Raw genomic sequence first — 15635 nt, forward strand, 5'->3', positions numbered from 1 at the left:
CTCGATTCTATCCCACAAGAATCGCGCTCACCCGATCGAGATGGCTTCGAGCATCGCCTCGCGGGCACGCCGCGGTCCGGTGCCGCCCGCGAGCGACTCCCCGAGTCTCACGAGAGCGTGGCGGTTCGCGCCGGATGCGGAGAGAATCCGCTCGACGGCGGCGCGCAGCTCCGAGGCCGAGGCGCCGTTCGGATCGAGTGCTTCGCCGAATCCGGCCGCCGCGATCGCGGCCGCGCCCGCGAACTGGTCAGTCGAGAACGGCAGCAACAGCATCGGGACCCCCGCCGTCATCGATTCGGTCACCGAGTTGTTTCCCCCGTGCGAGACGGCGATGGCTGAATGTTCGAGTAGTCGCACCTGGGGCAGGAAGCCCCGCACGAGCCAGCTGTCCGGGATAGCGCCGAGCTCGTCGGCGTCTGTCGATCCGGTCGCGAGCGCGACCCGCACGTCGAGCCCGCGGAGGGCGTCGGCTACGCGTGCGAGCACGTCGCCCCGCACCGAGAGGAAGCTGCCGAAGCTGACGTAGACGATGGGGATGTCGTTCTCGGCGAGCCACCGTTCCACCTCCGCGTCGGGCGCCTCGGTGCGCACGGCGGATCCGAGGAAGGCGTGCGGCGGCAGGAGCTCACCGCGGACGGAATCGTGCAGTTCCTGCGGGTAGTTGAGCAGGAGCAGGTCGCCGCTCTCGGCGAAGGCATCACGGCTCGGGACGGCGCCGGGGTCGAGTTGGCGGAGCGCCTCATTCCATTGCGCGGTGAAGTCGTCGCGCACGCGCTCGCAGAGGCGCAGCAGGGACTCGAGGGCATCCGGGGACGGATCGAAGGCGTGGGGCCAGTCCGGCGGATAGCCGTAGACCTCGTCGCCGACCGGCAGTGCGGAGGGATGGCCGAGGACGACATCGGCGTGGGCGATTCCCGCACTCGTGAGCGCGAGCCTGGCGCTGAACGCGAGGTGGTCGACGATTACCTGGTCGGGGCGAACCTCGGCCACGATCCGCTGCACGTCACGAGCGACGGCGACAGGATTCCACAGCAGGTCGTCGCTGCGGGCCGCGGCCTGAAAGGCGAGCGTCTCGACCATCCCGACGCGGGTGGCGTCGAAGAAGCCGCGCAGGGCATCGTCCTCGCCTGTGGGTTGGTCCTCGGCGCGGATGACTCCGGGGTTGGAGCCGCGGCCGAGTTGGAGGTGCACCCGCTCGAATCCGAACGATTCCACGATCGCGTCTGTCGCCGGTCCGGTCGCGACGACGACGCGCTCCCCCGCGGCCTGCCACGCCGTTCCGAGGGTGGCGAGCGGGTAGAGGTGGGAAGCGTAGTCGGGGCTGATGATGAGCAGGGTCACGAGGTGCTGAACGCCCAGTCGATGACCTCGTTGGCACCCGCGACGTCCCGATAGACGGTCGCGAGCGTCGTGGCCATGCCCTGGATGGTGAAGGTGCCGGCAACCATGTCGCTTGCGCGCTGGGCATTCTCCGGACCGAACGGTCCGACGGCGGCGTCGAGCGCGTCGGAGATCCCGGTGGCAAGAGCTGTGCGGTCGCTCGTGTCGACGAGGAATCCGGTGACTCCCTGCTCGACGTAGGTAGCGGGCCCGCCCGCGGCCGGCGCCACGACGGGCAGTCCCGTCGCCATGGCCTCGAGCAGGGCGATCCCGAACTCTTCCTTCATGCTCGCGCAGACGTAGACGCCGTGCGGTGCGGCGAGACCGGGCCGGCCGAACCTGGCAGCGGCGAGCCAGCGGGCTGCGGTGTCATTGGCACGGTGCCCCGCGAGGATCAGCCCGCTCGAGCCGACATCGCCGGGGAGGGCTGCGGTGATTCGGTCGAGCTGCTCGCGTTCGTCGGTGGAGGGATTCTCGAGATCGCCGCCGATGATCAGGAGGTTGCAGCGTGTGCGCAACTCCTCGTCCGCGGCCCAGGTCTCGACGAGGGTCGCCATGCCCTTCACCCGGTGGAGACGGCCGACCGTGATGGCGAGCGGGAGCATCCGGCGAGATTCGGGAAGGGCAGACAGCAGAGCGTCGAGCGTCTCGAAGGCGGTCCCGGTGGCGGGCACCTCGGAGCCACCCTGCCCTGCCGCCGCGCGCGCGTCGGCGCAGGCGGACTCGATCACACCGATATCGATGCCCTCGGCGACCACGGAGTGCCGCTCGGGGTGGGCTGCGATGTCGATGCCGACGAGGTCGCGCATCGTGCGCCCGAGGTCGGCCCGCGGAAACAACACCGTGTGGGCGGCGTCGGCGGCGAGACGCTGCACGAGTCGGGCGCGGAACCAGAAGTGCTCACGTTCGTCGATGCTGCCGAAGTTCGCCCGGGTGAGGGTTCCGCTCGCGTCGAGCGAGTGGATGACGCCGTGCGGGTCGGGAGCGACGGTGAAGACAACCGGGATCTCGAGTTCCCTCGCAACGGTCGTCGCCGCGAGGGTGCCGATGTCGGCCATCCGGAGGTGAATGGCGTCGACGCTGCCCGCTGCGCGCAACACGCGCCGGATGCCCCGCTGTGCGGAGACCCGACGTGGCCACGCCTCGGCGAGCGGCACCGGCTCGCCTGGGAACGGCACCGACGCGAAGGCGTGCCCCGACAGGGTCGATCCGACCTCGGAGAGGCAGGCGAGCGCATCGGCGGAGCTGCCGCGCGACAGGGTCAGCACGCGGCTCACCTGCTGGTCACGGTCAACTGCGGCCCGCACGTCGGACGCGGGGTCGCCGGCCACGAGGGCGTCGCCGAGCCGCACGAGGAGCGTCGCGATCCCCCCGTTGTCGCCCGCCCCGACCTGGGACAGGGCACGGTCGATGTCGGCGTGCAGGAACAGCTGGGCGATGGTGAGCCCCTGGCTCCACGGAGCGCGGGGGTTCACGCCCGCCGTGAGGTCGAGCAGAGCGAGCCTGGCCACGTCGGCGAGCTCACCGGTGCCGTTGGCAAGGCCCGTGACTATACGAGTGACCGCGTCAGTGGGGTCGCGGTCGCCGAGGCCGGCGATCGCGGCGGAGCGCACCTCGGTGGCCTCGTCGGTGTCGGCGGCGATGCGCCGGAGGAGCCGCTCGGGAATGCGGCCGGGAATGAGCCCGATCGTCTCGACGAGGCGGGCTCTGGCGCTGGCGTCATCGACGCCCAGGACCGCGCCCTCGAGGGACAGCCCGACATGGTCTGGAGCGGAACTCCCCCACTGTTCGAGGGTGCGCTGGGCGAGCATGCCCGAGAACCCGCCCGCGATAACCATTGCGGCAAGGCCGGCGATCGCGTCGAAGCGCGGCAGGCGCGCCCCGAACGCCCATGCCGCGTGCTCCCGTAGGTACAGCTGTTCGTGAGAGAGCAGGCCGATCAGCACCTCGTCGGCCGACTCATCGAAGACCTGGGCGAGGGAGTGCACCGCGGCGATGGCGGTGAGCTGGTCGCTCGTGTCGTTGGCGGCCTGTGCGAGCAGCCGGACCGCCCTCGTGCCACCATCGCGACTGGCCGCGACGGTCAGGTCATCCGCGCTGCGGATTCCTTCCAGGATGGATCCGGCGTCACGCATCGCGTCGAGGGCTGTATGAGTTGCCACGTTCTGGTACCTCTCTGCGGCTGGGACGAGCCCGTATCGTCGGATCGCGGCCGCGATCCGATTGCACCACCGCGCGCACGCGTCAGATCTTCTTACTAAACACTCTCAACCGGAGCGTTGCCTGACGGTCCACTGGGAGCTGGAGCACCCGGTCCGGAAAACTAGAGGTTCTCTCCGATCGCCTTACCTACAGCGGCGCCCGTCGACCGGCCTGTGATGATCTCGGAGAGGTCGATTCCGACCAGATCCCGGATGATCTGAGTGGAGGTGGCAAGCTGGCTCGCGACGCTCTGGCCGACCTGCTCGGTTCCGCTCCCGTCCGTCGCGATGATCGTCATGGTGCCGATCGCCGACAGGGGTTCGGATGCCGCGCGCACGATCTCGGGAAGCTGACTGATGATCTGCTGGCGGAGGAGGTCCTCTGCCCGCTCGTCGAGCGCATCCGCGCGGGCCCTCGTCGCCTCGGCCTCGGCGGCCCCCTTGACCCGGATCGAGTTGGCCTCAGCCTCGCCCTCGGCCTGCAGCGCCTGGGCTGCGGCGATTCGGCGGTTTTTCTCGGCGACACCCTCGGCCTCGACGGCCTCGGCGGCGGACTTGCGCCGGTCGCGGTCGGCATTCGCGGCAGCGACGCTCGCGGTGGCGGATGCTTCGGCGTTTTTCTCGACCGCGTACGCCTCGGCATCCGCGACGGCACGGATCTCGGCGTCGAGCTCCTGCTTGCGCAGCCCAACACGCTTGCTGGCGGTCACCTCCTGCTGGGAGATGACCTCTTGCTGGGCGATCGCCTCGGCGAGCGGCTTGGCCGCCGCAGCCTCGGCCCTGGCCTTGTCGGTCTCCTTCTGGATCTCGGCGTTGCGCAGGTCGAGCTTGCGCTGCTGCTCGGCGACGGCCTGGTCGGCGCCGATCCTGGCCTCCTCAGAGGCCTGGCGCGACACCGACTCGGCGATCTCGGCGACCTGCTTGACCCGAGCAGCCTCGCCGCGTCCCAGGTCGCGGATGTAGCCGTGGTCGTCGTCGATCTCCTTGATCTGCAGGGTGTCGATCTCAAGGCCCTGCACGTCGAGCGACTCGCGCACGGCCTCGAGCACCTGGCCCTGCAGCGCCGAGCGGTTGGTGATGATCTCGGTTACGGTGAGCTGCCCAACGATGGAGCGGACGGAGCCGCTCAGCACCTCCTCGGTCGACGACTCGATCTGGTCCTGCTGGTTGAGGAATCGCTGGGCCGCCGCGCGCACCATCGACTCGGAGCCGCCGACCTTGACGACGGCGACCGCGTTGACCTTGATGGTGATCGCGTCCCTGGTCTGGGCCGTCGCCTGCACGTTCAGCTGGCGGCTTCGCAGGCTCAGCTTGAAATGGGCCTCCACGATCGGCTTGACGAAGACCCGCGAGCCGAAGACGACCCGCTGGCCCGCGTTCTCGGTCTGCGCGTCGCCCGGCTTGAGGGTGCGTTGGCGCGAGGTGACGATGATCGCCTCATCGGGCTTCGCGACCTTGATGCTCCGCACGAGCGTGAACAGCACGGCAAGGACCACAAGGGCGACTGCCGTAATGGTGAGGGCAGTGGTGAGGGTTTGCGACGCGAAATCAAGCAACTTAGTGGGCCTTTCGTGGCACTCCGTGGATTTTCCCGAGGATCCCTTGAATGCTATCGTGCGGGCCGGATGCAGCGGAGGGGCGTCACGCGGGGTAACAGGCTTTGCGCCGGCGGCCGCCCACGGGACATCCTGTGGTCACCACACGACACCACGCGGACAGCGCCGCGACCGACTCATCGAGAGGACAGCTCGTGACGATCCACAGCCAGACGGCGCAGGCCCAGGCCCAGGCCCAGGCTCAGGCCCAGGCTCCAGCCGCCGCCGCGCACTTCGCGGACTCGCTGTCGTCGGGCGACTTCAAGGCCGCCTTCCGCAACCACGCCGCCGGGGTGTCCCTCATCACCGCCGACGACGGCTCGGGGCCGGTCGCCCTCACCGCGACCTCGGTCATCTCGGTGAGCGCCGAGCCGCCTCTGTTCGTCTTCTCGGTCTCGGCGCAGTCGTCGAGTTCGGCGACGATCACCGCCTCTGACACGGTCGTCGTCCACCTGCTCGAGGCCGATCAGCTCGAGCTCGCCCAGCTCGGCGCGACGAGCGGGATCGACCGCTTCGCCCAGACCCCCGAGTGGTCCCGACTGGTGACCGGCGAGCCGGTGTTCCACGCTGCCCCGGTGTGGATCCGGGGCAGGATCATCAGCCGGATGGATGCGGGGACCTCCACTGTCATCGCGGTGCATGCCCTCCAGTCCAACGTGTCGGAGAGCGGCAGAGTGCCCACCGACGCCGATGATGCGCCCGAAGCTGAGCCGCTCGTCTACCACAACCGCACGTGGCACCGGCTGGGGTCGCACTCTCGGATCCCCGCGTGAGTCAGAACGACGGCTCCATCCGCAACCTCCTCACCGAGAACCGCCGCTACCCGGCCCCGGCCGCCTTCGCCGCCCAGGCCAACGTCGACGGCACCTGGTGGGACCTCGCCGCGGCCGACCCCGTGGCATTCTGGTCCGAGCAGGCGAAGCGCCTCGACTGGGCCGAGCCCTGGCACACCGACCACAGCTGGGAGCCCGCGCTGCCCCAGTCCGACGGCACCCTGTCGATCCCCCGCGCCGAGTGGTTCGCGGGCGGGCGGCTCAACGTCGCTGTGAACTGCGTCGACCGGCACGTCGCCGCAGGCCGCGGCGGCAAGGTCGCCTTCTACTTCGAGGGAGAGCCGGGCGACCGCCGCACGATCACCTACGCCGAACTCGAGCGTGAGGTCGCGAAGGCGGCGAACACCCTCACCGGTCTCGGCATCGTGCAGGGCGATCGGGTCGTGCTCTACCTCCCGGTCATACCGGAGACCATCATCATCACCCTCGCCATCGCGCGCCTCGGCGCGGTGCACTCGCTCGTCTTCGGCGGCTTCTCGGCGGAGGCGCTGCGATTCCGCATCGAGGACACCGGCGCGAAGCTCCTCGTCACGACCGACGGCCAGTACCGGCGCGGAGCGGCCGTCGCGGTGAAGTCCGCTGCCGACGCCGCCGTCGACGGCGTCGCGTCCATCGAGCACGTTCTCGTGGTCCGCCGCACCGGCGACCTGACACCCGACCTGCCGTGGACGCCGGGCCGGGATGTCTGGTGGCACGAGAGCGTTGACCGAGCGCCCGACACGCACCAGGCGGAATTCTTCGACGCCGAGACTCCGCTGTTCATCATCTACACGTCGGGCACGACCGGCACGCCGAAGGGCCTCGTGCACTCGAGCGGCGGCTACCTGACCCACGCGTCGTGGAGCCACTGGGCGGTCTTCGATGCGAAGGACGACGACGTGCACTGGTGCACGGCCGACCTGGCGTGGGTCACCGCGCACAGCTACGTGCACTACGGACCGCTGTCGAACGGCACGACCTCGGTCATCTACGAGGGCACCCCCAACACCCCGCATCCGGGCCGGCACTTCGAGATCATCGAGCGCTATGGCGTCACGACGTATTACACGGCACCGACCCTCATCCGCACCTTCATGACGTGGTTTAAGGACGGCGTGCCCGCGGAGTTCGACCTGTCGAGCATCCGCCTGCTCGGCTCGGTGGGCGAGGCAATCAACCCCGAGGCGTGGGTCTGGTTTCGCGAGCATCTCGGAGCCGGCACCGCACCGATCGTCGACACCTGGTGGCAGTCAGAGACGGGCGCGGCAGTCATGGCTCCGCTGCCGGGCGTCTCGACGCTCAAGCCGGGTTCGGCACTGCGCGCCCTGCCGGGCCTGACGACCCGTGTCGTCAACGACGCCGGCGACGAGGTGCCGCTCGGATCGGGAGGCTACCTCGTCATCGAGGGTACCTGGCCGGGGATGGCGCGCACCGTGTGGGGAAACCCGGAGCGCTACCGCGACTCGTACTGGGCCAGGTTTGCCGAGCAGGGCTACTTCTTCTCTGGCGACGGCGCCAAGTACGACGACGACGGGGACATCTGGCTGCTCGGCCGGGTCGACGACGTGATCAACGTCGCCGGGCACCGCCTCTCCACGATCGAGATCGAGTCGGCCCTCGTCTCCCACCCCGCGGTCGGCGAGGCCGGCGTCGTCGGCGTCGCGGACCCGACGACGGGCGAGGCCATCGCCGCGTTCGTGATCCCCGCCGTCTCGCCGGCGGACCCGCGCGACCCGGCCGCCTGGGTCACCCTCCGCGATGAGCTCACGCCGCTGCTGCGGGCGCACATCGCCGACCAGATCGGTCCTGTCGCCAAACCCCGGGACGTGTTCATCGTTCCCGACCTGCCGAAGACCCGCTCGGGCAAGATCATGCGGCGCCTGCTCGGCGACATCGTCGACGGGCGGCCCCTCGGCGACACGACCTCGCTACAGGATGAGACGACGCCAGGGCAGATCGAGCTAATAATCGAGGCCGGGCGCTAGCTACCCGCCGGGGCCCCTGCGCCACCACCAGGGACCATCGCCTCTGAGGTCAGCCGGTGTGGGAAACTACCATGGTCACAGCGGCCATTCCCCGCCGAAGGGACTCCATGACCGAATCGACCCCGCGTAGCGCGGCCTCAGCCGACCCAGCTCCCGTCTGGCACGCATCCCACTCCGAGGACGTGCTGGATGCACTCTCGACCTCCATGACCGGGCTGACCGCGGATGAGGCCGACCGCAGGCTCGACGAGACCGGCCGCAATGAGCTGGATCTTGTCGGCGCCACACCCTGGTGGAGGGTGCTTTTTCGCCAGTTCATCAGTCCGATGGTTGCGATTCTGCTCGTGGCGGGTCTGGTCACCCTCGTGCAGCGCCACTTCGTTGACGCTGGCGCGATCTTTCTCATCCTCAGCATCAACGCTGCGCTCGGATTCTGGCAGGAGCGCAAGGCGGAGTCCGACGTGCGGGCGCTGCAGTCGCTGTCGACCCCATCGTGCCGGCTTCTGCGCGACGGCCGTGAGCAGGAGATCTCGGCCCCGCTCGTCGTGCCGGGTGACATCGTGCTGCTCGAGAGCGGGGAACGCGTGCCCGCCGACATGCGACTACTCGAGGCGAACGCACTTCAGGTCGACGAATCGATGCTCACCGGCGAGTCGCTTGCCGCCACCAAGTCCACCCGCCCGGTGCCGCGGGACGCGACGGCGAGCGACCGCAGCAACATCCTCTTCAGCGGCACCTTCGTCACATCCGGGCGCGGCCGTGGGGTTGTCGTAGCCACCGGCAACCACACCGAGCTCGGCGAGATCAACCGCCTCGTTCAGGGACCGTCCGCGAAGACCCCGATGCAGGTACTCACCGACGCCCTCGAGCGCCGAATCGGCCTCGTCGTCCTCACCGGTGTGGCCGTCGTGTTCATCGTGGGCCTCCTGCTCGGCAACTCCCCGTCAGACATGCTGCGCACCTCAGTGGCCCTCGCCGTGGCATCCATCCCCGAGGGGCTCCCCATCGTGCTCACCGTCGCGATGAGCGTCGGGGTCTCGCGGATGGCGAAGCGCGGAGCAGTCATCCGTTTTCTTCCCGCGGTGGAGACGCTGGGGTCCACCGACGTGATCGCCTCGGACAAGACGGGCACGCTCACCCGCAACGAACTCACCGTGGAAAAGATCTGGACAAGCGAGGGGGTCCACGACCTTCCACCCGTTCAGGCAACCGGCGACCAGCCGTTCGACCCCTCGCTCGAGTCGCCGCTGGTGCGAGATGTGCTTCGCGCGGGCGCGCTCACCAACGAGGCCACGCGCGATGAAGGGGAGTACCTCGCATTCTCCGGCGACGCGGTCGACGCGGCGATGGCTCATGCTGCGGTCCGGCACGAGACCGTCGACGAAGACGAACGCCGGGCGGAGCCGGAGGCGCACCTGCCCTACGAACCGGACCTCGGATACTCCCAGACCGTCCGCACGGACTACACCGGCCGGCGGGTGCTCTACGTGAAGGGCTCCCCCGACGCACTCGTCGAGATGTCGGTGGACCTCGCGGACGCGCACGGCACACGTCCGTTCGACCGCGGCATTATCGAGGCCGCCAACCACGAGATGGCGTCGAGAGGCCTGCGGGTGATCGCGACCGCGGCACGTGTGCTGCCGCCCGACGAGCAGCTCCGAGATCCCCTGCCCGAGCCGTCGGGTCTGACCTTTCTCGGGCTCTCCGGCATGACCGACCCTCCGCGGCACGGGGTTGTCGAAGCCATCGGCGACTGCCAGCGGGCCGGCATCGCGATCAAGATGATCACCGGCGACCATCCCGCGACGGCGATGGCGATCGCCGAACGGCTCGGGCTGCCGACGGATGCCCCCGCCCTCACCGGGGCGGAGCTCGCCGAGCTCGACGACGATGCCCTTGCGGCCCGCTTGGACGAGACGAGCGTCGCGGCGCGGGTGACACCGAAGGACAAGCTGCGCATCGTCGGCGCCCTGCAGCGCATGGGCAAGGTCGTGGCGGTGACTGGCGACGGGGTGAACGACGCCCCGGCACTCAAGGCCGCCGCGATCGGCGTCGCGATGGGCCGGTCCGGCACCGATGTGGCGCGGGAGTCCGCGGATCTGGTGCTCACCGATGACAACTTCGTCACGATCGTGCACGCGGTCGAGCAGGGACGGGTCACGTTCGCGTCGATCCGCAAGGCGACCTACTTCCTCCTCTCCACGGGAGTTGGCGGATTCGTCGCGGTCGCGCTCAGCGTGCTCGCCGACCAGCCTCTGCTGTTCCTCCCCGTGCAGATGCTGTGGATCAACCTCGTCACGAACGGCGTGCAGGATCTCGCCCTCGCCCTCGAGCCGGCCGAGGGCGACGAGCTGACCCGCAGGCCCCGACCCCGGTCGGAAGGGGTGCTCTCGCGAACCCTGTGGTTCCGGATGCTCATCACCGGCACCTGGATGGCCACCGGGGTGCTGCTGACCTTCGCCTGGGCGCTGTGGAGCGGGCTGGAGCTCGAGCATGCGCGCACCCTCGCCCTGACCGCCTTCGTGCTGTTCAACTTCTTCCAGGCGATGAGCTCGAGGGCGGAGTACCGGTCGGTGTTCCGCCTGAACCCGCTGCGTAACAAGCCCCTGCTGTTGTCGTCATTGGGTGCGCTGAGCCTGCAGTGGGTCGCGATGAACTGGTCGGTGTCGGCAAGCCTGCTGAGCCTCACGCCGCTGACGGCGCTGGAGTGGCTCGCCTGCGCGCTCATCGGGTCGACGGTGCTCGTGATCGTCGAGGGTGAGAAGTTCGTGAGGCGCTGGTCTCACCGCCGGGATGGGCGCTGACCGCCACCGACGAGCATGCTCAGCGTGCGTACGACTCCGCGAGCCGGCGCAGCCCCTCATCGATGCTCACACTGGGCTGCCAACGCAGGTCGGCTCGCACGGCGCGCTGGTCGAACCAGTGCGAGGTCGACAGCTGCTCGGCGAGAAACCGGGTCATCGGCGGTTCGTCCAGGCCCGGGCGCACGCGCCAGATCGCCTCGATGAGCGAGCCGGCGGTGCGGGCGACGGATGCCGGAATCCGCACCCTCGGCGGGGTAACGCCGGCCGCGCGGCAGATGCCCGCGAGCATCTCGGCGACCGGCCGGGGCTCACCGTTCGTGACGACATAGGAGCGGCCATGCACCTCGGGGGCGTGCTCGAGAGCGGCGACGATCGCGCTCGCGGCGTTGTCGACGTAGATCGTGTCGATGAGCGCCGCCCCGTGGCCGAGCAGCGGCAGCCGACCGGAGCGCGCGCGGTCGACGATGCGCTGCACGAGCTGCGTGTCGCCCGGGCCCCAGACGAGGTGCGGACGGATGGCGACGACGCTCAGCCGCGCAGAGTCGGCGGCGAGGGCGAGCAGCTCCGCCTCGGCCTTGGTGCGCGCGTAGTCGCCGCGGGCCGCCCCCGGGTCCGCCGGGAGCGCCCCGTCTCCCATGATCGACGCCCCGGAGTGGGCCACCGACGGCGACGAGACCTGCACGAACCGCACGGGCTCACCGGATTCCAGCCCGGATGCCGCCGCGAGCATATTTCGGGTGCCGCCAACGTTCGCCCGCTCGAACTCGGCCGGGTCCCCCGCGAGCGAGACCTTCGCAGCGAGGTGCACGACGGCATCCATCCCCCGCACGGCGTCGGCGACAGCAGGCGGATCGGTGACCGAGCCAAGCGAATCAGCGATGCCGGGAATCCCGGAGGGACGGCGCTGGAACGTGCGCACCTCGTGCCCCGCGGCGGCGACGGCGCGCGCGACCGCGCCCCCGAGCAGCCCGCTCGCACCCGTCACGAGCACTCTCATGGCTGGCGCATCGGCCCGCCCGAGAGCACCACGGTGGCCCAAGCGGCAAGCCGTGTGCGGTCGATCTTGGAATTGTGCCGGATGTCGGTGGGAAGCTTCGGCACGACGAGCACGGCCGCGAGCGGGAGGACCGCGGCCAGGCGCACGGCCGCCGCGAGTTCGGCCGGGGCGAGCGAGACCCGTCGGGATCCGGCGATAGTCTCGACGATCGCAACGAGCTGCTGCGTGCCGCGCGGGCCGATCCCGACGATCGCGGCGCGCGAGACGGGCGCGATGCCCTCGATGCGCTGCTCGGTGGCGACGGGGGTCACGACACCGCTCGCGGTCACGACAACATGCGGCAGGCGCCCCTCGACCCACAACCGGCCGGCGTCGTCAAGGTGCCCGACGTCGCCGGTACGGTGCCACCGCTCGCCCGGCTCGGTGCCGAGCCGCGAGGCGCGGTCGGTGATCCACAGCCGGTCGTAGCCGTTCTTGATGTGTGGCGCCGATACGACGATCTCGCCCGTAACGTTCGGCTGCAGTGAGGGTTCCCCGGTCGGGACGCCGAGGCTGTTGATCGCGCTGATCCGCACCACGGTCGTCGCCGTCGGCGTTCCGACGCACACTCCCCCGGCGTCCGCCTCGCCGCGGCCGGCAGAATCGCGGACGGCGTGCCGGATGCCGTCCAGAGTGGTGTCGGTCAGCAGAAGGCCCTCAGTCATGCCGTACGGGGTATGTGCGACCGCGCCCGGCATGAGCCGTGCCGCGGCGGCGAGCAGCGGTTCGGACACGGGGGCGCCGGCGGACAGGAACTCGTGTACCTCCGCAAGGCTGGCACGGTGCGCCGGGGTGAGGTCGGATTCCGTCGCGACGACGTTCGCGATCGCGGCGGGCGAGAGGAAGACGACGGTTCCGTCGACCGCGGCGACGGCGTCGGCGACCGCTGTCGCGGTGAGCGTGCCCGGGGACGTGACGTCCATGTCGGGGGTGGCCGAGCGCGCGCCGAGGGCAGGGCCAAGCAGGGCGAAGGGTGCGAATCCGGCGACGAGGCCCGTTCCCGGGCCGACGCCGTACTGGCCGGCGAGGGCGAAGCGGATTCCGGAAAGCTGGGCATGCGTGTAGACGACGCCCTTCGCCGGGCCGGTCGACCCCGACGTGAACAGCACCGCAGCGACATCGTCCGAGCCCGGTTCCGGCGGCAGGCCAGCGCCGGCGGCGAGCGACGCCGCTCCGATCTCGACGAGGTCGGCCAGGCAGTGGGTGACGCCGAGCGCGCGGCCCGCGGGGCCGGGAAGCCGCGTCGTCGAGATGCGCCGCCCCGGCCAGCCGAGGGCGAGTGCGGCGGTGAGCCCCTTGGACTGTCCAATGACGTGGTCGGGTCTCGCCCCGCGCACGGCACGGGTCAGCCCGCGCAGGCCGAGACCGGCATCCGCGACGACGACGATCGCGCCGATGCGCACGCACGCGTAGAGCACGGCGGTGAGGTCGGCCCCGGGTGGAACCAGCAGTGAGACGCGGTCGCCGCGTCGCACCCCGGTGCGGTCGAGGCCGGCGGCGAGCTCCCGAACCCGGCGGGAGAGCAGCCGCCAGCTGACCACTCGTGGGCCCGACTTCTGAGCGGCGCCCGACATTGCCGACCCGCCCGGCGCCATCTCCACGAGCGCGGTGTCGTCGCTGTCTCGCAGCTCGTCGAGGTAGTGCCAGAGAGGCTGGTAGTGATCATCCCGGCCGGGCCGGGCGGGAGCTGCGCGATCGGAGCTCTGGTCGCCCAGCCAGGCCAGCGCGGCGGGCGCATAGTCTGCGTCCTCGGCGATGAGGTGGCCGGCCCCCTCGAAGCGGTGGACGTCGCTGCGCGGCATGCGCTCGAGGAGGTCGTCGAGGTAGCGGTCGCCGAAGATCGGGTCGCGGGGGCCCCAGAGCAGGAGGCTCGGTACGCCGAGGGTGCGGATTCCACTGGCGATTCGGTCGAGTTCGGCGAAGCTCTCGTGGGCCGCGTCGGCCGGGATGTCGGCGACGAATCCGCCGATCCCGCCCCGCAGCTCAGCGTGCCGGTAGGGGGCGCGGTAGCCGGCCTTGACGGCTGCCGAGAGGGGCGGATGCGCGAGCGCAAGGGTCGTCTCGAGGAACGCGGGCGTCGACACGGTCGCGCGGCCCAGGATCGAGCGTCGCAGGGCCAGGCGCAGCGGCGCCGGGATCGGCTCGTCCTCTCTCTGGTGCACGGCGGTGTTCAGCAGCATGACCCCCGCGAGCTGTTCGGGGTGGTCGACGGCCCATCCGAGCGAGACCACTCCGCCCCAGTCGTGGCCGAAGGTGACGACCGGGCCATCTAATTCGAGCGCGCGGGTGAGATCGCCGAGGTCGCGCACGCGGCGCTCGAGGGTGCGTACGGTTCCCGTGCGCTCGGAGAAGCCCATCTCGAGCTGGTCGACGGCAACGACGCGCCACGCCGCGTCACCGCGGGCCGCGGCATCCGTCGCGTCGGCGACAAACGCCCGCCACAGGTACGACCAGGTCGGGTTGCCATGAACGCAGAGCACGGTGCCGATGGGCTCGACTCCGAGCTCGGCGAGCTGCGCCGCGTTGTCCAGCAGGTGCCACGTGCGGGACGCACCAGGTATGCCCGTGCGGGACGCACCAGGTATGCCCGACTCGGAAACCTCGACGAGTCGGGAGAAGCCGGGGCGAAGCCCGTCGAGGTCGGCCGGCGGCAGCGATGCCCCGGCAGCGACCGTTGCGGCCGGCGGCATCCTGAACCTCACCAGGCGAGTTCCATCATCGCGGTGTTGAGCCCGGAGCCGACGCCCATGAGGAGCACCCGGTCGCCGCGCTCGAGCTTCGAGGACTCCTCGGCGAGCGTGATCGGGATCGACGCGGGGCCGACGTTGCCGAACCTGGGGTAGGTCAGTGGCACGCGCGCGCGATCCATGCCGGTCGCCTTGATGATTGAGTCGGTGTGCACGTCGGAGACCTGGTGGATGATGTACCGGTCCATGCTCGTCCAATTCCAATCGCGCTGGGCCTCTTTCCAGGCCGAGAAGACCAGGTCCAGGCCACCCTTGAGCAGCGCCTTGGCGTTCGTGAACATGCCGTCGACGCTGCCGACGCAGAGATCGTTGAACTCGGTCGCGGCCCTCGTGACGCCGCCGAGCAGGCGGTGACCCTCCGGGTGCGCGTCGGCCGGGCCGAGAACGGCCGCAGCAGCACCGGAGCCAAGGGTGAGGCTCGCGAATTCGCTCATGAAATCGCTGCGGGCGAGATCTGAGTTGATGAGCCGTTCGATGGTGTTGGTCTGAATCTCGTCGGCATCCTCACCGTCGATGACGATCGCGTACTTGATCTGGCCGGAGTCGATGAGTCCTGCGGCGAGGCTCATCCCATTCACGAAACCCAGGCAGGCGTTGGCGATATCGAAGTTGATCGCCGACGACGGCAGCCCGAGGCCGTGGTGGATGCGCACGGCGACCGAGGGCTCAAGGTGCTTGCGGGTCACCGAGGTATTGATGAGCAGGCCCACCTGGCTCGGATCGATTCCCGCCTCGCTGAGCGCTCGCTTTCCCGCCGAGATCGCCTCATCGTCGAACCGCTGGCCTTCATTCCAGTTGCGGCGTTCGTGAACACCGGCGACTCGCTGTAGCAGTCCCCGGGGCAGGCGCAGCCGCTTGAGCGCTGGCGCCAGGCGGGCGTCGATATCCTCCGACGTCGTGATTCGTGGGGCGATCCTGCTTGCCACCGACAGCAGCGCCACGTTCCGATGCGTCGTGGTTGCGTTTCCGTCCAACGGGTCTCCCTATCGCCTTGCAGGCGGACGCGATCAAACGCCCAGTTTATAAGTCTGCCCCACACTCGCTGATCATTCCCGCCACACGCCTAACGATGCCC

General features: G+C 70.0%; 9 protein-coding genes. 3 read left to right on the plus strand and 6 right to left on the minus strand.

The annotated features are described in order from the left end of the window. Positions 1 to 27: 27 nt before the first annotated feature. From BHD05_RS11905 to BHD05_RS11915, 3 genes are all read right to left on the minus strand, one after another. Positions 28 to 1341, minus strand: a complete 1314-nt coding sequence (locus BHD05_RS11905) for a glycosyltransferase (RefSeq protein WP_161886625.1) — start codon at positions 1339 to 1341, stop codon at positions 28 to 30. Then, positions 1338 to 3542 (minus strand): glycosyltransferase, encoded by a 2205-nt coding sequence (locus BHD05_RS11910; protein ID WP_161886626.1) that lies wholly within the window; start codon positions 3540 to 3542, stop codon positions 1338 to 1340. The genes BHD05_RS11905 and BHD05_RS11910 overlap by 4 nt, the downstream gene beginning before the upstream one ends. 161 nt (positions 3543 to 3703) lie before the next feature. After that, on the minus strand, positions 3704 to 5137 hold the full coding sequence (locus BHD05_RS11915) for an SPFH domain-containing protein (RefSeq protein ID WP_161886627.1): 1434 nt from the start codon (positions 5135 to 5137) through the stop codon (positions 3704 to 3706). 284 nt (positions 5138 to 5421) lie between these two features. Between BHD05_RS11915 and BHD05_RS11920 the strand changes: the two genes are divergently transcribed. From BHD05_RS11920 to BHD05_RS11930, 3 genes are all read left to right on the plus strand, one after another. Beyond that, the gene (locus BHD05_RS11920; RefSeq protein WP_236966748.1) at positions 5422 to 5949 is read left to right on the plus strand and encodes a flavin reductase family protein; all 528 of its coding nucleotides are present in this window, start codon (positions 5422 to 5424) and stop codon (positions 5947 to 5949) included. Further along, positions 5946 to 7973: an acetate--CoA ligase gene (acs, locus tag BHD05_RS11925; protein WP_202614208.1), complete on the plus strand. Its 2028-nt coding sequence runs from the start codon at positions 5946 to 5948 to the stop codon at positions 7971 to 7973. The genes BHD05_RS11920 and acs overlap by 4 nt, the downstream gene beginning before the upstream one ends. Before the next feature lie 107 nt (positions 7974 to 8080). Then, the gene (locus BHD05_RS11930) at positions 8081 to 10777 is read left to right on the plus strand and encodes a cation-translocating P-type ATPase (protein ID WP_161886628.1); all 2697 of its coding nucleotides are present in this window, start codon (positions 8081 to 8083) and stop codon (positions 10775 to 10777) included. Positions 10778 to 10796: 19 nt separating this feature from the next. On the opposite strand, the gene BHD05_RS11935 is transcribed toward BHD05_RS11930, so the two are convergent. From BHD05_RS11935 to BHD05_RS11945, 3 genes are read right to left on the minus strand one after another with little or no spacing between them, the layout of a single operon-like run. Next, complete coding sequence (locus BHD05_RS11935; RefSeq protein WP_161886629.1) at positions 10797 to 11774, minus strand: NAD-dependent epimerase/dehydratase family protein; 978 nt, start codon at positions 11772 to 11774, stop codon at positions 10797 to 10799. Then, positions 11771 to 14503, minus strand: coding sequence for an alpha/beta fold hydrolase (locus tag BHD05_RS11940; protein WP_161886630.1), 2733 nt, complete (start codon positions 14501 to 14503; stop codon positions 11771 to 11773). Before BHD05_RS11940 ends, BHD05_RS11935 begins: the two co-directional genes overlap by 4 nt. An 8-nt stretch (positions 14504 to 14511) precedes the next feature. After that, positions 14512 to 15534, minus strand: a complete 1023-nt coding sequence (locus tag BHD05_RS11945) for a 3-oxoacyl-ACP synthase III (protein WP_161886631.1) — start codon at positions 15532 to 15534, stop codon at positions 14512 to 14514. Positions 15535 to 15635: the final 101 nt, after the last annotated feature.

It is taken from the genome of Marisediminicola antarctica (genome assembly GCF_009930795.1).
In the GTDB taxonomy this organism is placed as follows: Bacteria; Actinomycetota; Actinomycetes; order Actinomycetales; family Microbacteriaceae; genus Marisediminicola; species Marisediminicola antarctica.